This window comes from Cupriavidus cauae, assembly GCF_008632125.1.
Lineage (GTDB): Bacteria > Pseudomonadota > Gammaproteobacteria > Burkholderiales > Burkholderiaceae > Cupriavidus > Cupriavidus cauae.
The window spans coordinates 59811-84529 of the sequence record NZ_VWRN01000014.1; the positions used below are offsets into that span (position 1 = coordinate 59811).

Here is a 24719-nt window from a genome sequence, read left to right on the forward strand (position 1 = left end):
CGGAGTGACCGGGTCTATGCAATCGAACGAATCGCCTATAAGTCCGCCGGGGCCGGTGTTCCGCGCCGCGCAGTACGTGCGCATGTCCACCGAGCACCAGCAATACTCGACGGAGAACCAGGCCGACAAAATTCGCGAGTACGCCGCCCGGCGCAACATCGAGATCGTCCGCACCTACGCCGACGAGGGCAAGAGCGGTCTGCGCATCGACGGTCGGCAGGCGCTCCAGCAACTGATCGGCGACGTCCAGGCAGGCAAGGCCGACTTCCAGATCATCCTCGTCTACGACGTGAGCCGCTGGGGCCGGTTCCAGGACGCCGACGAAAGCGCCTACTACGAATACATCTGCCGCCGCGCCGGAATTCAGGTCGCCTACTGCGCCGAGCAGTTCGAGAACGACGGCTCGCCGGTGTCCACCATCGTCAAAGGCGTCAAACGTGCAATGGCGGGCGAATACAGCCGCGAGCTGTCGGCGAAGGTGTTCGCCGGACAGTGCCGCCTGATCGAACTCGGATTCCGCCAAGGCGGGCCAGCGGGCTACGGTCTGCGACGCGTGCTGATCGACCAGTCCGGTGCGGTGAAGGGGCAGCTTTCGCGTGGTGAGCACAAGAGCCTGCAAACCGACCGCGTGATCCTGCAGCCCGGCCCGGACGAGGAAGTGGCGGTCGTGAACCAGATCTACCGCTGGTTCGTCGAGGACGGCCTGTTCGAATCCGAGATCGCCGACCGGCTCAACACCCGCGGCATTCGGACCGACCTCGGGCGCGACTGGACGCGGGCCACGGTGCGCGAGGTGTTGTCCAACGAGAAATACATCGGCAACAACGTCTACAACAGGCGCTCCTTCAAGCTCAAGAAGGTGCGCGTGGTGAACCGCCCGGAGATGTGGATCAAGAAGGAAGGCGCGTTCGAGGGCATCGTGCCGCCCGAGCTGTTCTACACGGCGCAAGGCATCCTGCGCGAACGCGCCCACCGCTTCAGCAACGAGGAGCTGATCGAGAAGCTGCGGCGGCTCTTCCAGCAGCACGGCTACCTGTCCGGCCTGATCATCGACGAGTCCGAGGGGATGCCGTCGGCGGCGGCCTACGCGCACCGCTTCGGCAGCCTGATCCGCGCCTACCAGACGGTGGGCTTCACGCCGGATCGGGACTACCAGTATCTGGAGGTCAACCAGTTCCTGCGCCGCCTCCACCCGGAGATCGTCGGCCAAACCGAGCGGATGATCGCCGATGTCGGCGGCGCGGTCGCGCGCGATCCGGCGACCGACCTGCTCACGGTCAACCGCGAGTTCACCGTCTCGCTGGTGCTCTCGCGCTGCCAGTTGCTGGACAACGACCGCCGCCGCTGGAAGGTGCGCTTCGATACCAGCCTGACGCCCGACATCACGGTCGCCGTGCGTCTGGATGACAGCAATCAGGCTGCGTTGGACTACTACTTGCTGCCGCGTTTGGACTTCGGCCAGCCGCGCATTCACCTGGCCGATCACAACGGCCTCGAATTCGAGAGCTACCGCTTCGACAGCCTGGACTACCTCTACGGCATGGCCGAGCGCAGCCGTCTGAGGAGAGTCGCATGAGCAAAATGCACCACGCCACCGAGCTGCAGATGATCCCGGTCGATCAGATCGCGGTGCTCAACCCACGCGACCGCAACGGCCGCGTGTTCGAGGAGATCGTCGGCAACATCAAGAACGTCGGTCTGAAGAAGCCGGTCACGGTCACGCCGCGCGACGATCTCAAAGACGGCAAACGCTACCTGCTGATCTGCGGTGAGGGACGGCTCAAGGCTTTCAAGTCGCTCGGCGAGAGAGAGATTCCGGCACTGGTGGTGCGGGTCAATGACGAAGACGCCTTCATCATGAGCCTGACCGAGAACATCGCCCGCAGGAAATACAGTGCGCTGGAACTGCTGATGAGCATCGAGCAGTTGAGCCAACAGGGCTACGACAAGCGCGTCATCGCCCAGAAGACCGGCCTGAGTCTCGACTACATCAAAGGCATCCTGCTCCTCTTCGAAAAGAGCGAGGAACGCCTGCTGGCCGCCGTCGAGGCCGGAAGGGTTCCGCTCAGCGTCGCCATCACCATCGCGGGCGCAAGCGACGAAGAAGCGGTGCAGGCCGCGTTGCAGGACGCCTACGAAAGCGGCCAACTGCGCGGCGGGCAACTGATGCAGGCGCGTCGCGTGCTTCAGCGGCGCAGCAGCTTGGGCAAAACGCTGGCCCACCGGCCCACGCGCAAGGGAGCGTCCGTCACCACCTCCAGCCTGGTGCGCAACTACCAGCACGAGGTCGAGCGGCAGAAGCTGATGGTCAAGAAGGCCGAATTCACCCAGCAGCGCCTGCTGTTCGTGATCGAGGCGCTGCGCCAGTTGCTGGCCGACGAGCATTTCTCCAACCTGCTGCGCGCCGAAGGACTGGACACCTTGCCCAAGCAACTGGCCGAGCGCGTCTGGGCTGGAGGTCACGCGGCATGAGCCGCCCGCCGCTGGGGTTCATCCCAGAACCGATCACGCTTGCGCTGGATCGGATTCTGCCGTCGCGCAAGACGCCGGAGGGCTTGAATACGTCGCGAAAGTTCAAGCAGATCATGGCCTCGATGGAAGCAGTCGGACTGATCGAACCCTTGAGCGTGGGCAAGGCCGATAAGGCCACCGGCCAGCACATCCTGCTCGACGGGCACATGCGCCTGCTGGCGCTGCGGCAGCTCGGCTACGTCGACGCACCGTGCCTGGTCGCTACCGACGACGAAAGCTACACCTACAACAACCGGATCAACCGCATCTCGTCCATTCAGGAGCACCACATGCTTCGGCGAGCAGTCGAGCGTGGCGTTTCGCCCGAGCGGCTGGCCAAGGCGCTGAACGTGGACATCAGCCAGATCCACAAGAAGGTGAGCCTGCTCGAAGGCATCTGCCCGGAGGCGGTCGAGATGCTGAAGGATCAGCACTTCTCTGCCAACCTCGGTTCGGTGCTGCGCAAACTCAAACCCACCCGGCAGGTCGAGTGCGTGGAGCTGATGCTCACTGCCAACAACATGACGGTCGCCTACGCCGAAGCCCTGCTTGCGGCCACGCCGCCGCACCTGCTGGTCAGCGAGAAGCGGCCTCGGAAGCTGCCCGGCGTCACGGCGGAACAGATGGTGAAGATGGAGCGCGAGATGGGAAACATCCAAGGGCAACTGAAGCTGGTCGAAAAGTCCTACGGTCAGGACGTGCTACTCCTGGTCCTGGCACGCGGCTACCTCGGCAAGCTGATCGACAACAAGGCGGTGTTCCGTTTTCTGTCGCAGCGCCAGCCTGACGTGCTGGCCGAGTTCGAGAACATCATCCAGACCGTGGCGCTGGACGGAAAGTGAATGCGACGGATCGGCGATGCTATTCACCGACCGCACGCCACATCACCGCCGGACGATGCCGATGACGGCGGAGAGGCGGCGATGGTCGCGCATCGCAATGCGCCCGTGGCCGATCCGGCGTGCCTGTATGGCCTGATCGGCGACGTGGCCCATGCCGGCAGCGAAGGCACGGAAACCAATGCAGTCGCCATCGCCGCCAACTTCATGGCCTATCTGTCCTGCGCGGTCGGGCGCGGCGTGTACCTGCCTGTCGGCAACACCCGCCACCACGCGCGGCTGTTCTGCTTGCATGTCGGGCGCTCGGGCCGTGGCCGCAAGGGCGACGCGGTGTCGCTGGTGCTGCGCATCGATCAGGCGCTGCGCGCGATGGACGAAGGCTTCGCGCCGCAGATTCATCGCGGCGGCCTGTCCAGCCGCGAGGGGTTGGTGGCGCTGATGCACGATGGTTATCGGCAAGGCCGACTAGAGGTGCCCGCCATCGAGGACAAGCGGCTGTGGGTGGTCGAATCCGAATTCGCCAACGTGCTGCATCAGGGACGGCGCGACGGCAACACGCTGTCGGCGGCGCTGCGCGATTGTTGGGATGGCGTCGATCTGAAGCCCGCCACCAAGTCGAACCGGCTTTACGCCAGCCAACCACACGTCTGCCTGAGCGGCGCGATCTCGCCCAGCGAACTGACGGGCCTGATGAGCGCCCGCGATCTCACCAACGGCTTCGCCAATCGCTTCCTGTTGATCTGGGCCGAGCGCACGCGGATGCTGCCCTTCCCGAAGGAGACGCCGCAGGCGGTGGTGGAGCATCTGGCGTGCAGGACGCTCGAGGTGTTGGCCTTCGTTCATGCCAATCGGCACGACCGTCGCGACCACCTGCGGATGGAGCTATCGCCGCAGGCGCAATGGCGCTATGCCCAGCTCTACCGGGGCGAACTGAACGACGATCTCGGCGACGGCGTCGTCGGCGCGTTGTTGGAGCGCCGTGCCCCGATGCTGCTACGGCTGGCGATGCTGATGGCGCTGACCGATCTGCAAACCCGCATCGATGCCAAGCACATCGACGCGGCGACGGCATGGATTCGCCACGCCACGGCGTCCGTGCGCTTCGTGTTCGTCAGCGCCGCCGAGGAGGCGAAGCTGGCGCAGGTGCTGGAAATGTCGAACCGCGTGCTGGCTTTCCTCCACGAGCGTGGCCAGGCCACGCGCAGCCAGATCAGCGCGGAGTGCTTCCGGGGCAAGGTGACCAAGGCGCGGATCGACGCCAGCCTGGAGCACCTGTTGGCCAGCACGCCGCCCAGGATCAGCGTGCAGTGGGTCGAGCGGCCTGCCGACACGCCGGGTACGCCAACGCGGGTGTACCGACTCGCGTAGTGGCGCGAAGCTCATTTCGCTCGCTTCGCCTCACCAAAACGCCCGCAAGTCCTTGTCGGGACTCTCATTTCGTTGATTTCGCTCATTTCGCGGCCCACTTTCGCTCTTCGACCCGGGCGGGCAGAAAAGTGAAAGCTGGGAAGCTCAAGGCAACCCGGGCCACAGGCTACTGTCTGGTCGCCCAAACGTCGTACTCGACCATCGGTTTGGACTTGGTGCGAAGGAAGGCATCTGCCTGGCGCTTGCCTTCGGTGGCGGAGCCTGCCTCCCTGATCGTGGTGATGCGCCAGCCGCTGTCACCGAGAGAGCTCTTGATGAGGTCCAGCGGGTCGGCGCGCCTGTCCGTGATGCCGCCGAATCGAATGACCATTCTTGCATCTTCGGCGCACACCTCTTCCGCGTTCCGCCACACCCGGCGCAGATCAGCTGCGAAGTCCTCGGGACTGGAATGTACGACCTGATCGCGATTGCTGTAGTCAACAGCGTCGGGACCGCCGACGAACCAGTTGCGCAGCCACTGGTCGGGAATGTAGGTCCGCATCCCGTAGTACGGCGGCGAGGTGATCACCCAGTCGAACCGAGTGCCCGCAGTGTTCGGGTGGAGCGCTCCCGCCTCGCGGCTGTCTGCCAATCGCACGGCGCCCGTGATGTCGGAAGACGTTCCGAAGTAGCGCTTCGCCCGGCGTTCGATCACGGCCAACACGTCGATAGGCTCGGGCACAAGTCCCCGCCCTTGCCAGAAGCGTGTCGCATAGGCAGGCTTGGGAGCGTAGGTGCGGGGGCATTGGTTGGAGAAGTAGCTCGGGAAGGTCTTCTGCTTCGGGCCATGCAGGGCACCCAGCACAATGCCGCGCAGCGCGATGCGCGCGTCCGTGGCGCAGTCCTCCAGAAATGCCTCCCGGAACCGACACAGCGAATCCAGCACGGTGGAGTGAAATGCCCATTGCCAAAACTCACCGGTCGGGATGCGGTGCGCCTCACGTTCGGTCAGAATCTTGCGCGCTTCGGCAAGGATGTCTTCGACGGTGGCTGTCGCGAGCTTGGAAGCCGTAATGGCTGCGGCAACCGGACTGGAATCCACCCCAAGGGAACGGAGGCCGACCAGACGCGCCGCGAAATTGGTGGTGCCCCGGCCACAGAATGGATCAAGCACGACATCACCCGGGCGCGCTTTCCGCTGCAGTATGTTCAGCGGAAAATCGAGCGGGAACATCGTGAAGTACGGACAAATTCCATTCAGGGCGGTATCGCCACGCTGAAAGTTAACGGTCATTTTCTGACTCTTATCCACGTCTTTCCTGTGCCTGGGTTCTTGAAGGTCTCCCACGCTGTGGGTTGTGGTCCAAACACTGCGTTCATGGCCTTCGAGACCAAGTTGTACGCAAACTGACGGCGGTCCTCCAAGTGCTCCGGCAAGTGGTCGATCAGGAACTGTTGAACCCCATACCATGGCATGCCATTTTGGGATTCGAGTTTCTGGCGAAGGTCGTCGTTTCCCTGCAGAGCTTCGATAGCGCGCCGCTCAATGGCTGCCATGACATCCACGGAGTCGGCTTCTTCATGCTCCGTCTCCGCTGGAAACAAGCCGCCGGTGCCCTCGGCTTCCGGGACACGGGCCGCCATCTGCCTCATCCCGGAGAAAGTGCTGCGCAGGGTTTGCGCATAGGTATTGCCCGCAGGCTGGTTGTAGTCATGATCGCGCATCGAGAACATCTTCTCGAAGGACAAGGCGCGAAGGCTGACCGGGTAAGGCTTGCCTCCCACTGAGCTCCAAAACACACCCTGGCCCGGGATGGGCTCATTGAGCAGCGAGCTCAGCAAGTCGTCGCTGAAATGGGCATTGGCCCGTTTCAGTGAGGTGAGATCCGCTGCCGACAGCAGATGGAAGATGAACCAGTTGTCGCCCTGGCTGAGAATCTCGACAGGGATGCTGCCCGGCTGCTGGGTAATCAACAGCGCGCCGAGGTCGTATTTGCGGCCCTCCTTTACCCAAGCGACGTAGGGCTCGGCAGCCGGGGCGTTCTCGTTCAGCACCGACTGCGCTTCTTCGACGACGGCAATCGTCGGAATCGTCTTCGGGTCGGCTGCGGTGAATTCCTGTTGGTTGCGGTCGAAGATCCGGCGAAGAATCAACCCCGATAGCACCAATGACTGACCGCCACGCATCTGGGACACGTCGATGACGCACAGCTTCCCCTCGGACAACGCGTGAACCAGCATGTCCATGAGCTGGCTGCTCTTGTCATGCAGCATCTTCACGATCGCTGTCATGTTGCCTCGGGCCGCCAAGGCCTCGGCCTCTTGCCGCTGGGGGTCAAGGTCGAGCAGCCCACAAATGTCGTCCAGCGGCGTGGTATTCCCGTTGGTGTCGATCAGGTTGACCAGCGACTCCCACCGGTCTTGCGGAAGACCGCGTAGCTTGCGAACGTTCTGCTGCTCCTGGCGCTCGGGTCCGAGCGCGATCGAGATCACATCGCCTGGGCGCAAGCGCCGGATGTCCAGTTTGATGCCGCCCGCCACGAACGACTGGTAGAAGGGACTTGGATTCCTCCTGTCCGTAAAGACGACGACCTTGTCCTCCAGCGCCGGGACATCGCAGAGACCTGGGCGGCCTTTGTCATCGGGCCAGAAATACTCGCCATCCGGATCGAAGATCACCGTGCCTACGGGAACTTGCTTGCCGGCACGCTTGGTGACGAAGGGTGTCGTCTCGTAGAGCTTCGAGAAAAGCAGCTTGTTGAGATTGGACTTGCCGAAGCCCGCGCGGGCAAAGATGAAGCTGCGGCGAGACACAAGCGACTCGATGGGGAAGCGGACCAGCACCTCCGGGTCTACGACCTGCATCCATTCCTGCGATTGGAAGGACTTGCTGCCCGCGGCGTAGATGTACTCGCCGAAGGCGAGATGGCCGATGGGAGCTCCGTCGATGTTGTGGCCGGCGATCTCGCGCAGCACCTCATCGCTCGGGAAGGCCACCTTGCTGCCTACATGGGGAAGCCGGCGATGCGAGGGGACGAACGTCAGCCCCTTGCCATTCTTTCGCAGCACGCCCAGCACGCGAATGTTGACCCGGTACTTGAGGTATTGCTCGCGCAGATCCTCGGGGATCGGCCGCTCCTCGCGGACTGCGCGGATATTGAATTCCTCGCCGGAGCCGAAAGACAGTTTGCCCTCCGAGGAGAAGGAGGCGATGCGTCCCAGCACGGCCTCATCGGGCGTCTCCAATTGGACAAGGAGGAACTGCCCGTGCATCGGGATGTTCTGGAACTCGTTCCGGTACGGCAATACCAGGTCGGCGTGGAACTCCATGCCGCCTTGCTGGAAGCCCCGGAAGATGCCGACGACCTGCTCCCTGGGAAAGAGTTGAATTTCTGCCATGTTGTGCTTCCTTATCCGTACCGGCGTTGGGCTGGGTCAGCGTCCTGTAGCTGAAACGCGTCCAGGGTCCCGGCGTCACCGCCAAGACTCGATCGCACACCTTCGTAAATGAAGTCCTGCAGGATGTCGAAATCGAAATCGACCAGGGCTGCGTTTTCATGGGCCTTCTGCAGGCAACGCGGATAGTGCGGCACCGGAAAGCCGTTGATCGCGTCAGCCAGCATCGAGCCGAGGATGGTCTGAGCATCGCCAACTTGCGGAACAAAGACGTCAACCGGCCACACCGGGTCACGCCGGTGCGACCCGAATTTCACCAAGAACATCTTGCCGCCGACAAACTTGTTGGTCTCCCCGCCATCATCAGCGCGGTCATCTCCTCGCGCGAACTCCGACCAGACGTAGGCCTTCTCCTCCACTTCACGCGGCACTTCCACGTAGGCCGGGTAGTCAGTTTGAAGCACGCCTTCCAGGGCCATGGCGAGCCGATACCGCGAAAGCACCTTGCTGTGCTTGGCCACACCAGCGAGGTACACCCGACGACGGCTCTTGTTCCACTGCGCGTCGATACGCTCCTTCATGCCTTGGAGCAGCCGCTGGAACCGATCCTTGGCGAAGACCTTGCTGCGCAGCAGGCCGTCGCAAACGATCAAGGTATCGGTGCCAAAGTCCTTCTTCAGGATCGCGAACAAGATGGCCCACTCGACCAGCTCCCGGTAGACCTGCACCCAGCTGGGAGAGACCGGCTTGCCCTTGTCGGTCGGTCGAATCATGTGAGAGAGCGCCGGCAGGTTGTCGACGCCCAAAAAAGCCATCATCTCGCCCAAGGCTGTGCGCGCCGACCCGTCCGACCCGAACTGACGCTCATTGAGCTTCTGAACCGGTGTGGTGGGCGAGACGGCCTCCAAGCAGTACTCGTTGTTACTGCTGTCCACCACCCGGACCAGCTGGATCAGAAAGGGGTCGAACTGGAGCTGGTTGTTTCCGCCATCGGTGCCGACCAGCGAGATGGACGTCGTCGCGCGCGGCTGAATGCGGCGTGTGGCGCTTTTCAGCGGGCGAATCTCTTCCCGCAGCGCATCCAGCACCCCTTGGTCGGTGCCGATGCAGTCCGCGATGGCCTCCTTCAGTTGGGCCTGGCTTGCCGGGTCGATCATCCCCCCTCCTGCCAAGTAAATCGGTTAGCTGTTCAAGATTGCACGATTTTGCCGTATCCTAGCCAAGATTACCACCATGCCGGCCTACTTTCGGCACCGGGTGAAACAGCGATGACAGACGACGCGGCAGAGATATTCACGCTCGATGAAGTGGCGGCCTACCTCAAGGTGGGCAAGCGCACGGTGTACCGCCTGGCAGCGGCCAAGAAGATCCCGGCATTCAAAGTCGGGGGCACCTGGCGCTTCCGGCGCCAGGAAATCGACCTGTGGATCACGGAGCAGACCGAAGGGGGGCGGCAAGGCCATAAGGATTGACATGCCCAAGCCCAGCCCGTGCCGCGCGAACAGAACATGACGATATGAACAGCGGAAAAGTACAAGACCAAAGCCAGATCAAATGGATCTCCGACTTCATCTGGAACATCGCGGATGACCGCCTGCGCGACGTGTACGTGCGCGGCAAGTACCGCGACGTCATCCTGCCCTTCACGGTATTGCGGCGGCTAGATGCGGTGCTGGAGCCGACCAAGCAGAAGGTGCTGGAGCGCAAACGCTTCCTCGACACGAACAAGGTCGCCGAGCAGGACGGGGCCTTGCGCATGGCCGCCGGCCAGGCCTTCTACAACACGTCCGAATTCACGCTGGCCAAGCTCAAGGCCGCAAGCCAGGGCCAGCGCCTGCGCGAAGACTTCATCGCCTACCTCGACGGCTTTTCGCCCAACGTCCAGGAGATCCTCACCAAGTTCAAGTTTCGCGACCAGATCCAGACCCTGGTCGATGCCCATGTGCTGGGCTATCTGATCGAGGACTTTCTCGACCCGGACATCAACCTGTCGCCGTTGCCGGTCAAGGACGCCGACGGCCGCATCAAGCTGCCCGCGCTGGACAACCACGGCATGGGCACCGTGTTCGAGGAACTCATCCGTCGCTTCAACGAAGAAAACAACGAGGAGGCTGGCGAGCACTTCACACCGCGCGACGTGGTCAAGCTCATGGCCAAGCTGCTGTTCCTGCCCGTCGCCGACCAAATCCAGTCCGGCACCTACCTGCTCTATGACGGCGCCTGCGGCACCGGGGGCATGTTGACCGTCGCGGAGGAGACGCTTCAGGAGTTGGCCGAGGAGCACGGCAAGGAAGTTTCCATCCATCTCTTCGGGCAGGAGATCAATCCCGAAACCTACGCCATCTGCAAGGCCGATCTGCTCTTGAAGGGCGAGGGCGACGAGGCCGAGCACATCGTCGGCGGCGCGGACAAGTCCACCCTCTCGGCCGACCAGTTCCGCGCCCGCGAGTTCGACTTCATGATCTCCAACCCGCCCTACGGCAAGAGCTGGAAGACCGATCTGGAGCGCATGGGCGGCAAGCAGGGCTTTTCCGACCCGCGCTTCATCGTGAGCCACGGCGGCGCCCCCGAGTTCCGGCTCATCACCCGCACCAGCGACGGGCAGCTCATGTTCCTCGTGAACAAGCTGCAGAAGATGAAGAAGAACTCACCCCTGGGCAGCCGCATCGCCATCGTCCACAACGGCTCGGCCCTGTTCACTGGCGACGCCGGCCAGGGCGAAAGCAACATCCGCCGTTGGGTGATCGAGAACGACTGGCTCGAAGCCATCATCGCGCTGCCGCTCAACATCTTCTATAACACCGGCATCGCCACCTACATCTGGGTGCTCGCCAACCGCAAGGCCGAGCACCGCAAGGGCCGCGTGCAGTTGATCGACGCCAGCAAATGGTTTGCGCCGCTGCGCCGCAACCTGGGCAAGAAGAATTGCGAGCTCGCCGAGGCCGACATCCAGCGCATTCTGGACCTCTACCTCGGGCAGCCGCAAGACACACCCGAATGCAAATGGTTCGACAACGCCGACTTCGGCTACTGGAAGATCACCGTCGAACGCCCGCTGCGCTTGAAGAGCCAGCTCAAGCGCAGCGCCATCGAGAGCCTGCGCTTTGCCAGCGGCGATGAGGCGCTGCGCGCCGAGCTTTGGGCCCGGTATGGCGATGCGCTCTACACCCGGTTCGCCAAGCTCAAGCCCGAAATCGAAGCCTGGCTGAAGGGCGATACTGGGGAAGAAGAAGACGAATTGGAGGGCGATGAGGACGAGGGCACGCCCGCAAAGAAGGCAGTGCCCGAGAAGCGCCGCAAGAAGCTGCTCGATGCCACGACGTGGCAACGCGACAAGGCGCTGCTGGAACTGGCGCTACTGGCTCGGCAGGAGCTGGGCGACGGCGTCTTCGACGACCACAACGTGTTCCGCAAGCGCTTCGACGCCGCCATGGCCGCACACGACAAGAAACCGACCGCCGCCGAAAAGAAGGCGATCTTCAAGGCCGTGAGCTGGCGCGACGAATCGGCGCCGCCGGTGATTGCCAAGCGCACCAAGCTGAAAATGGACGGGCACTTCGAGCAGGGCTTTGACGGCAGGTATTTGGAGGTCGTTGGCAAGGATCGCTTCCTGGTCGAGTACGAGCCCGACCCGGAGCTGCGCGACACCGAGCAGGTGCCGCTCAAGGAGCCCGGCGGCATCGAGGCGTTTTTCGAGCGCGAGGTGCTGCCCCACGCCCCGGATGCCTGGATCGACCGGAGCAAGACCCAGATCGGCTACGAAATTTCCTTCGCCCGCTACTTCTACAAGCCCGCGCCGCTGCGCACACTGGCCGAAATCCGCGCCGACATCCTCGCGCTGGAGCAGCAGAGCGAGGGTTTGCTGAAGAAGATCGTGGGGGCGGTGTGATGGCGGCGGGCAGCGCGTATCCGTGCTACCGCGACTCTGGCCTGCCATGGGCTCCCAGGGTGCCCGCTGACTGGCAAGTGCTGCGCAATGGTCGGCTGTTCAGCCACCGTGTGGAAACGGGTTTTCCTGAGTTGCCGATTCTGGAGGTGTCGCTGCGCACAGGCGTTCGCGTCCGGGACATGGACAACCTGAAGCGCAAGCAGATGATGAGCCAGAAGGAGAAATACAAGCGCGCGTGCAAGGGCGACATTGCCTACAACATGATGCGCATGTGGCAAGGCGCGGTCGGCCCCGCTCCTGCCGACGGCTTGGTCAGCCCGGCCTATGTCGTGGTGAGGCCCTACGACGAGGCGAACAGCCACTACTGCAGCTACCTGTTCCGCACAGCAGCCTACATGCAGGAGGTCAACAAGTTCTCGCGTGGCATCGTGGCTGACCGCAACCGGCTGTATTGGGAGTCCTTCAAACAGATGCCCTCGCTTGTGCCTCCGCGCCCCGAGCAAGACCAGATCGTCGCCTACCTGCGCGCGCAGGACGCGCACATCGCCCGCTTCATCCGCGCCAAGCGCAAGCTCATCGAGCTGCTCACCGAACAGAAGCTCGCCATCATCGACCGCGCCGTCACGCGCGGCCTGAACCCCGCCGCGCCGCTCAAACCCTCCGGCATCGCATGGCTGGGCGAGGTGCCAGCGCATTGGGAGGTGAAGCCACTGAAACGGTGGGCACGCCTTAACGCCAGAACGCTCGGCGAGAAAACAGACCCCGACTTCGAGTTCCGCTACGTGGACATCGGCTCGGTAGGAACCGGGCGCTTGGCGAAGGAACTTGAGCGCATCCGCTTCGAGGCTGCGCCGTCCCGAGCGCGTCGCGTCCTGCGCCGAGGCGACACCATTATCTCGACTGTGCGGACTTACCTGAAGGCCATCTGGTATGTCAGTGAGGACGCAGAAGACCTGATCGCATCCACCGGTTTCGCGGTGCTCACACCCAGCAACAGTGTGGAGCCGGAGTACCTCGGTTACGTCATCCAGAGCAACGCCTTCGTGAACCGGGTGACGGCCAATTCCATCGGCATCGCATATCCCGCCATCGCAGAAACTGTGCTGGGGCGCTTCCCTGTGGCGTTGCCGCCAACCGTGAATGAGCAGCAGGACATCGTTGCGCACATCAAGACCGAGAGTGCGCCGCTGGACGAAGCCATCGCCCGCGCCGAGCAGGAAATCAAGCTGATCCGCGAATACCGCGACCGTCTCATTGCCGACGTGGTCACCGGCCAAATCGATGTGCGCGGATGGCAGCCCGGCCCGGACGATGTGGCGAGCGACGAGGAACTGGCTGCCTTGGGCGACGACGAGGCTGGCAACAGCGACGAGGAGGAAGCCGATGGCGACAACTGACACCAGCGAAAAAGGTCTCGAAGCCCTGATCGTGCGCGATCTGGTCGCCTGCGGCTACGTGCAGGGCCATGCCGCGGACTACCACCGCGACGTGGCGCTGGACCTGACCCAGTTGCTCGCCTTCTTGCGGGCCACGCAGCCGAAGGCCGTCGAAACGCTGAACCTGGACGCCGATGGCATCCAGCGCACCCAGTTTCTGCACCGGCTGCAAGGCGAGATCGCCAAGCGCGGGGTGGTGGACGTGCTGCGCAAAGGTGTGGGCCACGGGCCGGTACACGTCGATCTCTACAAGCTGCTGCCCACGCCGGGCAATGCGGCCGCCACCGAGGCCTTCGGCAAGAACCTCTTCAGCGTCACCCGCCAGGTGCGGTACAGCAACGACGAGTCTCAGCGTGCGCTGGACATGGTGGTGTTTATCAACGGCCTGCCGGTGCTCACCTTCGAGTTGAAGAACTCACTGACCAAGCAGACCGTGGCGGACGCCGTGGTGCAGTACCAGACCGACCGCAACCCGGCCGAACTGCTGTTCCAGCTGGGCCGCTGCATCGCCCACGTGGCGGTGGACGATGCCGAGGTGCGCTTCTGCACCCACCTGACCGGCAAGACCTCCTGGTTTCTGCCCTTCAACCAGGGTTGGAACAGCGGCGCGGGCAACCCGCCGAACCCGAATGGCCTGAGGACCGACTACCTGTGGAAGCAGGTGCTGGCCAAGGAGTCGCTGGCCAACATCATCGAGAACTACGCGCAGGTCATCGAGGAGGAAGAGGAAGACACCAATGGCCGCAAACGCAGGACGCGCAAGCAGATTTTTCCCCGCTTCCACCAGTTGCGCACCGTGCGCGCGCTGCTGCGCCGTTCGCGCGCCGACGGCGTGGGCAAGCGCTACCTGATCCAGCACTCGGCCGGCAGCGGCAAGAGCAACACGATTGCCTGGCTGGCACACCAGCTGGTGGAGCTGAAGACGGCGGCGGACAACACACAGGCGCAGTTCGACTCGGTCATCGTCATCACCGACCGCCGCGCGCTGGATGCGCAGATCGCCCGCACCATCAAGGCCTACGACCACGTGGCTTCGATCTACGGTCATTCGGAAAGCGCCGACGAGCTGCGCACCTTCCTGCGCCGGGGCAAGAAGATCATCGTCACCACGGTGCAGAAGTTCCCGTTCATCCTGGACGAACTGGGGGACCTTGGTGACAAGAAGTTCGCGCTGCTAATCGACGAGGCGCATTCCAGCCAGGGCGGCAAGACCACGGCCAAGATGCATCTGGCGCTCTCCAGCCAGGCGGCAGAGGGCGCCGAGGAAGAAGAGGAGTCGGTCGAGGACAAGGTCAACGCCTTGATCGAATCCCGAAGGATGCTGGGCAACGCCAGCTATTACGCCTTCACGGCCACGCCCAAGACGAAGACCCTGGAGCTTTTCGGCGAGCGCCAGGTGGTGGGCGACACGGTGCAATTCCGTTCGCCCGAGGAGCTCACCTACACCACCAAGCAGGCGATCCAGGAGGGCTTCATCCTCGACGTGATCGCCAACTACACGCCGGTGTCGAGCTTCTACCACGTCGCCAAGACCGTCGAGCACGACCCGGAGGTGGACAAGGCCAAGGCGCTGAAGAAGATCCGGCGCTACGTGGAGTCCCACGACAAGGCCATCCGCCGCAAGGCCGAGATCATGGTCGATCACTTTGCCGAACAGGTGATCGGCGCCAAGAAGATCGGCGGCAAAGCCCGCGCGATGATCGTCTGCAATGGCATCGCCCGGGCCATCGACTACTTCCGCGAGGTGTCGGACTACCTCACCGAGATCAAGAGTCCGTACAAGGCCATCGTGGCGTATTCTGGCGAGTTCGAGGTGGGCGGCTCGAAGAAGACCGAGGCCGATCTCAACGGGTTTCCGAGCAAGGACATTCCGGCCAAGCTCAGGCAGGAGCCGTATCGTTTCCTGATCGTCGCCAACAAGTTTGTCACCGGTTTCGACGAGCCGCTGCTGCACACGATGTACGTGGACAAGCCGCTGGCCGGCGTGCTGGCGGTGCAGACGCTCTCGCGCTTGAACCGGGCGCACCCGCAGAAGGCCGACACCTTCGTGCTCGACTTCGCCGACAACGCGGAGGCCGTGAAGGCGGCGTTTCAGGAGTACTACCGCGCCACGATCCAGGAGGGGGAGACTGACCCGAACAAGCTCCACGACCTGAAGAGCGACCTGGACGCACAGCAGGTCTACAGCTGGCAGCAGGTCGAAGACCTCGTTGCGCAGTACCTGGGCGGCGCCGAGCGCGACCGGCTCGACCCGATCCTAGATGCGTGCGTCGCCGAGTACGTCGAAAAGCTCTCGGAGGACGACCAAGTGAAGTTCAAGGGCAAGGCGAAGGCCTTCGTCCGCAGCTATTCGTTCCTTTCGGCCATCCTGCCCTACGGTCACCCGGCCTGGGAGAAGCTGTCGATCTTCCTGAACTTCCTGATTCCGAAGCTGCCCGCGCCCAAAGAGGAAGACCTGTCCAAGGGTGTGCTGGAGGCCATCGACATGGACAGCTACCGCGCGCAGGCGCAGGCCTCGATGCGCATGGCCATGGACGACACCGATGCCTTGGTCGAACCTCCACCGCCCGGTGGTGGCGGAGGTGGCGGCGAGCCGGAACTGGATCGTTTGTCGAACATCATCAAGCAGTTCAACGACCTGTTCGGCAACATCGAGTGGCATGACGCCGACAACATTCGCAAGGTCGTCACCGAAGAGATTCCGGCGCGCGTCGCGCAGGACAAGGCCTACCAGAACGCGCAGGCCAACTCGGGCAAACAGAACGCGCGGCTGGAGCACGACAAGGCGCTCAATCGCGTGGTGTTGGAGCTGCTGGACGACCACACGGAACTCTTCAAGCAGTTCAGCGACAACCCGAACTTCAAACGCTGGCTGGCGGACATGGTGTTCGATTCGACCTATCGCCCCGGTGCAACACCGCCCGCGCCGCCGCAGGGCAGCGCGTGAATCTGTTCACTCAAGGTGCCCGACCACATCAAGTCGTTGGTCGCCGCGCTGGAACGCGCCAAACCATGCATCGCGGGAATTGGCATGGGCCCGGCTGAGCAGCATGGCGAAGCCGTCGCCGCCGTGCTGGCAGGCCGTGCCGAAATCGCTGGTGTCAAACCGCGCCTCTCGGATCAGCGTTGGAGCGACGGACTTCATGGCGTACTCGAAGAGATCGAGAAGATGGGCTTGCAAGGATTCGTCGACATTCGCGGCGGTGACGTCGTCGATGATGGCCTTCTTGAATCGTGGGTTCACAGCGCACTCCAGAAATCAAGGAGATGACATGAACGCGCTGTTTCGGCGTGAAGCCAAGCGCTTGCGAACTGCTCGTTTTCAGGCATTGCAAAGGAGCCAAACGGCCTCAGCTTCCCGACGCGATACAAGGCCGGGGAGCACCTTGCCGCCGCCATAGATCCAGCGCCGCAGCTCCGTCGCGGCGGCGGGCCAGTCCCGCTGGTTGATCCGCCGCCGCAGCGTCGAGGTCTGCAAGCGCCCACCACCGAGGTTGAATGTGAAATCCACGATGGCCGCCAACCGCCCTTCGGGTTCGGAGGCCAATACCGGGCAATAGCGCAGCGTGGCGGCCAGCGCCGTGTTCAGGTCGAGGGCGAGATACGCTTCCGCTTCGTCCTCGGTGATCGGCGGGTGCTGGGCATCGCAGAGGTGGCCGAAGCCAATCGTCCAATACCCCGCCGGGCAGATGTACGGATACGCGCGGCCCGGATCGGCTTTCGGAACGCGGTGGAAGCCCTCGAAGCGCTTGGCCAGATCGATGGCCGATTGCGGCACCTCGATCACGGCCGCACCCGGTCGAACACGCGACCCAAAAACCAGAAGTTCAGCACCCCGGCCCACAGCGCCTGGTCGGCCTCTGTCCACGCGTGCAGGACGGCCAAGCCCCATCCCGTGCCGGCAGTCACGGCGGCCGCGAACGCCGCCGTCTTGGCCGCGCAGTACAACGCCATGAACCAGTAGGTGATCACGGGCCGCACGCTGCACGACAGCGCGTCGGCCCAACGCACGCCGGTTTTCTCTCCCTGCGTGCGCACGGCTTCGCGCAGCGTCTCGATGGCACCGACGTTCCACGCCGCATCCGCGCTCGCGCCGATCTCGGCCATCCGCTGCGCGCCGCGCAGCTTCTCGAACTCCAGTGCCTTGTCCTGCATCGCCAGTTCGTGGCCGCGCTCGCCCTTGCGGTCGAGCCATTTCAGGATTTCCGGCGCGAGACGGAAGGCGCCGCCGAGGAGGCCGCCAAGCAGAGTCTCGATCATTGGGGGCCTCCCATCAGTTTGAGTTTGATGGCGGCACCGACCAGCAGCGCGGCCAGGATGCCGGTGGTGACCACTTTGATGAAGGTTTGCCACGCGGTGCGCCGGGCATCGCGCCACGCATCCAGCAGATCACGCAGCTCGCGGATGTCGCGCGCCGCGTGGCCGTTTTCCAGGCCGAGATGGGCGAGGCAACGCTCGGCTCCGCGTTCGGCGGCACGGTCGAGCAGTTCGTCGAAGTCCTCCTTGCGCAGCAGGAGCATGTTCTCGACGAGCGCTGGTTTGCTGTCAGGTTCAGTCATGGGTGGTCTCCAGAAATGCGAAACCCGCCTCGAGGGCGGGTTTCAGGTGGGCGAAAGTAATGATCAGAAGGCGAGGCCAGGGCTCCAGCCGGAGGCCTTGTAGACTGAGAGCACGCCCTCGTCCTCGATGAAGCAGGTCCAGCCGATCTTCGGAGCATAGAACGACCACCCCGCATCGATGCGGACGGCAATCTGGCCGGCTTTTCCGGCCCAGGCACCGGTGGGATTGGCCGCCACGATGTAGCGGTCGCCGTTGGCGGGCGAGGCCGGCGGCGTGGCTTGCGCGCGCGACTTCACCGACAGCTGCAGCACCGCATCGAGCAGCTTCAGGTTGGCGTCCATCCCCGTGTTCCAGCCCGACTCGCGGGCGGCCCAGCCGTAGTTCACGCCCAAGTTCGGGCCTTGCAGAGCTGCCATGTCATTCTCTCCAATGGATTGTGGTGGGGTCATTCCCCATAACTTGCCCCATAGAACATCCCGTAGCCCCGGCACTCGGGGATGTCGATTTGCTGGGCCTGCCAGCTGATGTGGCCGTCGCGCACTGCCTCGACCTTGACGGTCAGTTTTTCATGGGGGCGATTTAGGCCGCTCTCGGCGATTTCGGTGGCCATCGGATAGGTCCAGCTCGTGCCGGTCAGCCCTGTTTCCGTGTGCTTGAGCGTCCCCGCCTCGCCATAAATCCGCACGGTGTAGGTCGTGCCTGGCTCCGGCCCGATATTCGCTTCGCCTTGCGCCACTAGATAGGCGGTCTGCAGCACCCGGCTGCGGTGGGCCCAGCTGACCGTTACCTCCCCGGTGATGTAGCTGACGCTGTAATCGAGGTTGTTGACCCGAAACTTCCCCGGCGGATAGGGGCGGATCTGCCGCTTGGCAAAGGTGTAGCTGATCGTCGGCGCCGACGCCTCTGCCAGAACACCCATCCCGGTGGCGGGCAGCACCTTGGTCTGCACCATCTCACCGCTCAGGTACTGGCTCGTGTTGTAAAACTGCCCGTCTTCGACGAAGTACAGCCGCGCACCCGCTGAATGCTTCGCCGGCACTGTGTCCAACACGCCCCGATCCACCGTCACCGTGCCGGCGGCCACATTGACCGCGTTCACGGCGACCAACTCGCTGCCGACCTGCGCGTAGGTATTGAGCGTGACCAGATCCAGGTCGACCCCGTAGAGGACGTTCAGCACCGTCTCGGTTTGCCCGATGTCATTGGCGAGCACACAGGACGGGATGAAGTCCCCCACACCGATCTTCTCGAAGGCCGCCGATCCCTGCCGAGTCAGCACCGCGTAGTTGATCGCCGCATCCGAGGGGCGCACCGCCGACACGGACAGGAACCCGCCATTCGGATCAATCTCGGCCTGGGCGGCGGCCGACTCGCCGGTCAGCTCGTGAACAATCGTCCAGTACGGCAGTTCGCTCACTGACACGAAATTCGCGGCGATAGGCGCTTGCCGGGGATCGACCCAGCCGCTCTCGGCGGGTGCGAGATAGACGGCATCGGGCAGGCCGAACACGTCCTCGACGCAGGTGATCCGCACCCGGCCGTCGGCCAGCGTCCCGTAGCTGATCTGCGCGACCCGAAGGATCAGTTGCTCGATCCGCAGCTCGGGCCAGGAGAGTCTGAACACGTCGCCGATGTTGAGGCTGGCGGCCGTGCGGTTGGCCACCAGCGTGATCTTCGCCAGAGTGGACGAAAGCTGGCGCAGATCCCGCATCGCGAGGCGTGCGGCTAAGGCGCCGTTGGCCACGCCCTCGTAGCTGACCTTGGCGTCCTTGATTTCCCCCAGGGATCGCTCGATGCCGGCGATGTCCTGCACCGAGATCGACACGCTCTTGTCGGTCGTGCGGTCGTGGTAGGACAGTGTGACCTGATTGATCAGCTCCTCCGGCAAGGTGCGCTCGAAAGACTCCAGCCGGATCACGTTGGTCTGGTTCAGCTCCAGCAGCGTCGCCGGATCGTAGTCGTCGCGGGTCAGCTTCAAGGTGAACAGGCCGGTGCGGGGGCTCACGTAGATCGAACCGTCGATGTGCTGCAGGATGCGTTCGATGAAGGCCTCGATGTCCTGTTGCTGATCCCACAGGATCGACAGCCCGAAATTCTCGGCATAGAGCGTGTCGGCAGCGGCACGGAAGGAGGCGTCGTCGATCTCTGCCGAGCTGTAGCCCCGGCCCCAGGTGCGGTCGGTCAGGCACTCATAAATGATGTGCGCCGGATTCATGTCGCCCGCGATGGCGGCCTTGTCCGAGTACCACTGCGGCGAGCCGTCGGATCGGCGGATGATCCGCGTGAGTTCCGCGCTCCAGGGCTTGATGTAGGGGTTCATCGCCGACAGTTGCGGCTGACGTAGCACCAGCGACACCACGCCCCGGAAAGCTGGCACATTGGTTCCCAGCTTGGCCACGAGATAGTCGTTCTGGCCGTCCGCCGCATTGCCCATCACCAGGTCCACGGCGCCGACGATACCGCCCTCACGGTCGTCACCGCCGAACAGGTCGGGCTGATTGATGGTGATCTGGCCGCTAGACGTCATCGACCCCGACCACGCCGTGCGCTCGCCGACGACAATCTTGTTGAGCGAATCGACCGGACCGTGGCACAGCGTCAGATGCATCCCCGCGTAGTAGCGGTAGCCGACCGTGACGCTCTTGCTGCCTTTGCCGCCGCTCATGCCTTGGCTCCCGTTTCGGCCCGCTCCACGTGCTCGGCCAGCCGGATCGCCATCGCGTCCCCGGTGGCGCGCAGCCAGTCGGTGCTCACGCCTTGCCGGCGAAAATCATCGAAAGTCACGCCGTCACGCGGAAACCATCGGCGCAGACCAGCGTTGCAGTAGCCGAGCGCCTTGGCATCGAGATGGGTAGCAATGCGGGGTTCGCTCATTTCTTGCCGCCTCCCTTGGTCTTGATCGGCGCCGTGCGCACGTCGCCGAACCAGACGCAGTTCGGCTGCTTGATCGTCCGCGTGCCGAACAACACCGGGATCGGGCTGTCGGTCGCGGCGACCGGCGCATCGACATCGCCGGGCTGCGGCGTGGTGGTCTTGGGCTTGGGGGCGAGCAGCGACGACAGGACCGTCGTGATCACCCACACGATCAGGTATTGCCACATGGAAAAGCCTCAAACGATGGCGTCGCCGGTGAAGGGGTTCTTCACCGGGATGTAGGGGAAACCGCCGTAGTTCAGCTGGTTGCCAAACTTGGCGGCGCAGGTCGCGAGCGTGTGGTCGCAGCCCGGATACGCCTCGAAGGCGTCGCCGGCTTTCAGGCCGGGGATCGGCGCCGAGAGGGTCACCGCGCCGCCGGAGCTGGCGACGATCATCCGTTGCGCCCCGGCGGCCATGAGGCGTCCGCCGACAAACCAGGCAATCGGCTTGGGCAGAAAGACGGACGCAGTCACCTCCAGCCCCGCCACGCTCTCGACGATGCCGGCCGTTTTGTAATCGGCCGCGTTGACCTTGCAGCCGCCGTGGTAGAGCGGATGACGGCAGTTGATCTGGTAGTTCGCCCGCCGCCCCGAACGCTTGAGCGTCGTGAAAATCGGTTCGCAGCGCATCTGCACCGTGATGCCGCCGAACACCACCGACACGACGCGCCCTTTCCACCAAGTGATGAATTCCGTCCCCGGGTCGGACAGGTGCTGGCGAAAGATGGTGAGTGACAGCACGCCATCGGGCGGGGTCACGATGAAGGACTGCACCACGCCGATGTCGAGCGCTGCTTCGAGATTGAGCATCGCGCGGCCGAATTCCTGCGTCTGCTCGATCTCCGAGCGCCGGATCGGCGCCGGGATGTACGGCTCGCCATTGTAGGTCACGGCATCCCGCGCCGACGTGTAGCGCCAGACGGTCGTGCCCAGCGTGAACCGGTACAACTCGACCGGCTGCCCGGAATGGACGCTCGCCTCAATGTTCTGATAGGTCATCCGTTGATGCTCCGAATAGGCAAAGTCACCCGAACCACACGATCCGTTTCGAAGAAAAATTCCACGGCATCGCTCTCCAGTCGTGCCAGTTCCAGGAAGCAGACGATCCGGAAATCGGACGGCACGCAGGCCCGTCCCAGCGCGGCGTCGATCCGCATCCGTTCCACCACCCCGTCCACGAACTCGAACCCGGTGATGCTGCGCAAGAACCAGGTGCCGTCGTTGTGCAGGAAGGCCACGTCCCGCCGGCCGGGCATGGCCTGGTAGTAGGTGGCGAAGCCCCGGCCCTGGACCAGAATTTCCGTGGCATCCAGGGCGAAGGGCTGGGCGACTTCGAGGCCACGCTCCCAGGTCGGCACCCAGAAAGGCACCTGCCGGCCGGCGCGGGCGGCGAGCCAGCCCCGCATCGCAGTGAGCCGGGCGCGATCCGGTAGCAGGTACTGGTGGCGGCGCACGATGAGGGGACGATTCGGGATGTCGATCACCGCAGGCGTGCCGGTCTCAACGTCGAACACATCGGCGAGTCGCTGATAGTCGATGCTGACGTCCTCGACCCGGTTCGGGTGCTGCAGCAGCGTGTCGTAGCCTCGGTACTGGATCGGCGAACTGATCGCCGTCACCGGCGAGGCCAGGTCCTCCAGCTCGAAGCGCAGTTTGGCCTGGGAGATTGCCGCCGTTGGCCGGGTGACGGTCTGCTGGGCGGGTAACCGTCCCAGCCGGGCCGGGGCGATCCAGGAGCCTGCGGACCAGTTCCCCAACGTCGGGCGCTTGAGCGTGATCGTTCCGGCGGTCAGGGACAGAACTTCGAGGGCCTCGCTGGCGCCAGCGCTTGAGCCGACGATGGCGAGCCCACCGGGGTGATAGTCCATGTCAGTGGTATTCACGGCCAGCACCGTGTCGCCGGGATGGATGGCGGCCGCAAGCCAGGCCTTGTCGGTCCACACCGGCACGGCATAGACGCGCGACTGCCAGACGTTCATCAAGAGGTCCAGCTGCCCGCCGTTGCCGTACTCCAGCACGTCGAACTCGAACGAGCGCCGGGGATCGGCTCGCAGCCGCACCCGCTGCTCGCCGCCATCGCGCATCGTCAGCACGTCGGTGAGCCATTCCAGGCGCTCGGTGAAGCCGCCTTGCCAATCGTGCAGCAGGCCCATGACCAGCACCCGGCCGTAGCTGATCGCCAGGTCGCGGGTGCCGCCGGCGGAAAAATGCAGCGTCAGCAGCGTGTCGACAAAGCTCGGGCCGTCGAGGGTGGCCGTGACCTCGTAGAAGATGTCCTCCAGTGCTCGCATCCTCGCTGGCGGGAAGAAGCCCAGGGACAGCCCCTCGGTATCGCCATCGAGCAGGAAGATCGTGACCGGGTCCAGGAACGCGTTCCAGATTTCGACGGTACGGGTCGTGGGGATGACGAGGTTGCCGAACTCGATCCGGGACGGCGACAGGTAGATCCGGTGGTAGTAGTCGTCCGAGAACGAACCGCAGTGTGCGCCGGCCCGCTCGATCAGGGCCTCGGGCGATGGCTGGCCGCTCGCGATGGCACCCATCGCACCGACGATGGCGGCAACGGCGGTGGCCGGCTCGTAATACCCGGGCCGACCGTTGTCCCACAGGGCGTTCATTCCTGCGGCCGCTGCACCGCCCAGAATGCCTGACGTGAAGGCTCCGACAAAGTCAGGCATTCACACCACCTTGCGGTAAGCCAAGCCGTAGTCGTAGCTGATCGGTTCTGCCCCGAGCGTGTAGGCCTTGTTCCACAGCGGGAAGATCTTCCATACGTCGGTGCCGAGGGTCAGTTCGTCGCCCGGGTTGAAATTGGAGATGTTCAGGAAGCGCACATCGGGGAATTCACCGAGCAGCGTCCAGGTGCCGACGTAGGGCGTGCGATTGACGCCCACGTAGCAGGGCATCATCGGTGCCAGGCCGTTGTAGCTCTGCGGGGAGCAGTGGTAGGCCAGATCGTGTGCCAGGGTGTGGAAGGAAACCTGGGGTCCCCCCGAGATATAGCCTGCGCGGTTGTTCACCGAGTTGGAATAGGTCGTGCAGCCGTAGGCATCCAGGTTGGCCGTATCCCAGACACCGGTCGAAAGCAGGCGCCAGCCGACCGTCCAGCCGTCGATGTCGGCTCGGACGTAGGTACCGGGATAACCGTTCGACGCGAGCGCCGATCGCGACAGCCCTTGGCCGTTCGATCCGAACGGGACCATCTGATTCGAGCTGTTGAAGGCGTAGGCCGTGGTCGTGAACGATTCGATGGGGCATCCTGCGGTCAGATACTGGCCCCCGGCAAAGGCGCCGTATTTGTTGATGAAGCCGAACGACAGGTGGCGGAATCGGCCCGGCGTTTCCTCGATCACCACGTGCACGAAGTCGCCGTTGGAAAACAGGTGGTAGGCATAGAGTGAGGTGGCCAAGGGACCTACCATCACGAACTTTCGGTTGTTGGTCTGCAGGTTGGCGGCCGTGCCGGCAGCGAAGCCGTCGCACACCCAGGCCTCCAGGCAGGCGTAGGTGCCATTGACGCCGTTCTTGTAGAGCTTCTTGTTGACCGCGAACAGCTGGTAGGACAAGCCGTTCTTGGTCAGCACGACCCGGTTCGCGACGAGGCTCGTTTCCGACTGGTTCTTGTACGCATCGGAGCCACTGACCGAGGAAATCATCGACGTCGTGCCGGCGTGAGTGGCGCCACCATTCGATCCATAGGTCGGAAAGGTCAGCGTAAAGGTGTCGGTTGCATTGGCCGTCCAGCCGTTGGCGACCGCGAAATTCTTGATGGCAGTCAGCAGCGTGTTGATGTCGGCCGACGCACCGGTGATGTAAGCCATGATCG

22 protein-coding genes are annotated in these 24719 nt (G+C 63.7%); 8 read left to right on the plus strand and 14 right to left on the minus strand.

Going from position 1 to position 24719, the window contains the following annotated elements:
- Nucleotides 1-16: 16 nt before the first annotated feature.
- The 4 genes from F1599_RS03095 to F1599_RS03110 all read left to right on the plus strand — a co-directional run bounded on the left by F1599_RS03095 (nt 17) and on the right by F1599_RS03110 (nt 4718).
- Nucleotides 17-1576, plus strand: a complete 1560-nt coding sequence (locus F1599_RS03095; RefSeq protein ID WP_053822726.1) for a recombinase family protein — start codon at nt 17-19, stop codon at nt 1574-1576.
- Entirely contained in the window at nt 1573-2472 is a 900-nt protein-coding gene (locus F1599_RS03100; protein WP_053822727.1) for a plasmid partitioning protein RepB C-terminal domain-containing protein, read from the plus strand. The genes F1599_RS03095 and F1599_RS03100 overlap by 4 nt, the downstream gene beginning before the upstream one ends.
- Complete coding sequence (locus F1599_RS03105; protein WP_053822728.1) at nt 2469-3353, plus strand: plasmid partitioning protein RepB C-terminal domain-containing protein; 885 nt, start codon at nt 2469-2471, stop codon at nt 3351-3353. Before F1599_RS03100 ends, F1599_RS03105 begins: the two co-directional genes overlap by 4 nt.
- Before the next feature lie 81 nt (nt 3354-3434).
- Nucleotides 3435-4718 (plus strand): hypothetical protein, encoded by a 1284-nt coding sequence (locus tag F1599_RS03110; RefSeq protein WP_081092653.1) that lies wholly within the window; start codon nt 3435-3437, stop codon nt 4716-4718.
- Between the two features lie 166 nt (nt 4719-4884).
- Here the strand turns inward: F1599_RS03110 and F1599_RS03115 are convergent, their stop codons facing one another.
- From F1599_RS03115 to F1599_RS03125, 3 genes are read right to left on the minus strand one after another with little or no spacing between them, the layout of a single operon-like run.
- On the minus strand, nt 4885-5991 hold the full coding sequence (locus F1599_RS03115; RefSeq protein ID WP_063392212.1) for a DNA methyltransferase: 1107 nt from the start codon (nt 5989-5991) through the stop codon (nt 4885-4887).
- The gene (locus tag F1599_RS26580) at nt 5988-8096 is read right to left on the minus strand and encodes an ATP-binding protein (protein ID WP_053822731.1); all 2109 of its coding nucleotides are present in this window, start codon (nt 8094-8096) and stop codon (nt 5988-5990) included. Before F1599_RS26580 ends, F1599_RS03115 begins: the two co-directional genes overlap by 4 nt.
- Before the next feature lie 11 nt (nt 8097-8107).
- Complete coding sequence (locus F1599_RS03125; protein WP_053822732.1) at nt 8108-9250, minus strand: hypothetical protein; 1143 nt, start codon at nt 9248-9250, stop codon at nt 8108-8110.
- Between the two features lie 111 nt (nt 9251-9361).
- Here F1599_RS03125 and mads1 point away from each other — a divergent pair, with 111 nt between their 5' ends.
- The 4 genes from mads1 (at nt 9362) to F1599_RS03145 (ending at nt 16365) form a co-directional block, all read left to right on the plus strand.
- A complete protein-coding gene (mads1, locus tag F1599_RS03130; RefSeq protein WP_053822733.1) occupies nt 9362-9565 on the plus strand; it encodes a methylation-associated defense system helix-turn-helix domain-containing protein MAD1 in 204 nt (67 codons plus the stop codon).
- A gap of 44 nt (nt 9566-9609) precedes the next feature.
- The gene (locus tag F1599_RS03135) at nt 9610-11982 is read left to right on the plus strand and encodes a type I restriction-modification system subunit M (RefSeq protein WP_053822734.1); all 2373 of its coding nucleotides are present in this window, start codon (nt 9610-9612) and stop codon (nt 11980-11982) included.
- A 77-nt stretch (nt 11983-12059) separates the two neighbouring features.
- The gene (locus F1599_RS03140; RefSeq protein WP_223819439.1) at nt 12060-13379 is read left to right on the plus strand and encodes a restriction endonuclease subunit S; all 1320 of its coding nucleotides are present in this window, start codon (nt 12060-12062) and stop codon (nt 13377-13379) included.
- Nucleotides 13366-16365, plus strand: coding sequence for a type I restriction endonuclease subunit R (locus F1599_RS03145; RefSeq protein ID WP_053822736.1), 3000 nt, complete (start codon nt 13366-13368; stop codon nt 16363-16365). The genes F1599_RS03140 and F1599_RS03145 overlap by 14 nt, the downstream gene beginning before the upstream one ends.
- 6 nt (nt 16366-16371) lie before the next feature.
- Here F1599_RS03145 and F1599_RS03150 read toward each other — a convergent pair whose 3' ends face one another.
- The 11 genes from F1599_RS03150 to F1599_RS03200 all read right to left on the minus strand — a co-directional run bounded on the left by F1599_RS03150 (nt 16372) and on the right by F1599_RS03200 (nt 24714).
- A complete protein-coding gene (locus F1599_RS03150) occupies nt 16372-16662 on the minus strand; it encodes a hypothetical protein (protein ID WP_053822737.1) in 291 nt (96 codons plus the stop codon).
- A gap of 78 nt (nt 16663-16740) precedes the next feature.
- Nucleotides 16741-17205, minus strand: coding sequence for a lysozyme (locus F1599_RS03155; protein WP_053822738.1), 465 nt, complete (start codon nt 17203-17205; stop codon nt 16741-16743).
- Nucleotides 17202-17678 carry a hypothetical protein gene (locus tag F1599_RS03160; RefSeq protein WP_053822739.1) on the minus strand — a complete coding sequence of 159 codons (477 nt, stop codon included), beginning with the start codon at nt 17676-17678 and terminating at the stop codon, nt 17202-17204. The genes F1599_RS03155 and F1599_RS03160 overlap by 4 nt, the downstream gene beginning before the upstream one ends.
- Nucleotides 17675-17977: a DUF6127 family protein gene (locus F1599_RS03165; protein ID WP_060784892.1), complete on the minus strand. Its 303-nt coding sequence runs from the start codon at nt 17975-17977 to the stop codon at nt 17675-17677. The genes F1599_RS03160 and F1599_RS03165 overlap by 4 nt, the downstream gene beginning before the upstream one ends.
- Nucleotides 17978-18040: 63 nt before the next feature.
- On the minus strand, nt 18041-18394 hold the full coding sequence (locus tag F1599_RS03170; RefSeq protein ID WP_060784893.1) for a DUF2793 domain-containing protein: 354 nt from the start codon (nt 18392-18394) through the stop codon (nt 18041-18043).
- 29 nt (nt 18395-18423) lie between these two features.
- Nucleotides 18424-20643 carry a phage tail protein gene (locus F1599_RS03175; RefSeq protein ID WP_104566653.1) on the minus strand — a complete coding sequence of 740 codons (2220 nt, stop codon included), beginning with the start codon at nt 20641-20643 and terminating at the stop codon, nt 18424-18426.
- Nucleotides 20640-20852, minus strand: a complete 213-nt coding sequence (locus F1599_RS03180) for a hypothetical protein (RefSeq protein ID WP_053822741.1) — start codon at nt 20850-20852, stop codon at nt 20640-20642. Before F1599_RS03180 ends, F1599_RS03175 begins: the two co-directional genes overlap by 4 nt.
- On the minus strand, nt 20849-21079 hold the full coding sequence (locus tag F1599_RS03185; protein WP_053822742.1) for a hypothetical protein: 231 nt from the start codon (nt 21077-21079) through the stop codon (nt 20849-20851). The genes F1599_RS03180 and F1599_RS03185 overlap by 4 nt, the downstream gene beginning before the upstream one ends.
- A 9-nt stretch (nt 21080-21088) precedes the next feature.
- Nucleotides 21089-21892 carry a phage BR0599 family protein gene (locus tag F1599_RS03190; protein WP_053822743.1) on the minus strand — a complete coding sequence of 268 codons (804 nt, stop codon included), beginning with the start codon at nt 21890-21892 and terminating at the stop codon, nt 21089-21091.
- Nucleotides 21889-23571, minus strand: a complete 1683-nt coding sequence (locus F1599_RS03195; protein WP_144425851.1) for a hypothetical protein — start codon at nt 23569-23571, stop codon at nt 21889-21891. Before F1599_RS03195 ends, F1599_RS03190 begins: the two co-directional genes overlap by 4 nt.
- Nucleotides 23572-24714 carry a hypothetical protein gene (locus F1599_RS03200; protein WP_060784896.1) on the minus strand — a complete coding sequence of 381 codons (1143 nt, stop codon included), beginning with the start codon at nt 24712-24714 and terminating at the stop codon, nt 23572-23574. It lies immediately after the preceding gene.
- Between the last annotated feature and the right edge of the window lie 5 nt (nt 24715-24719).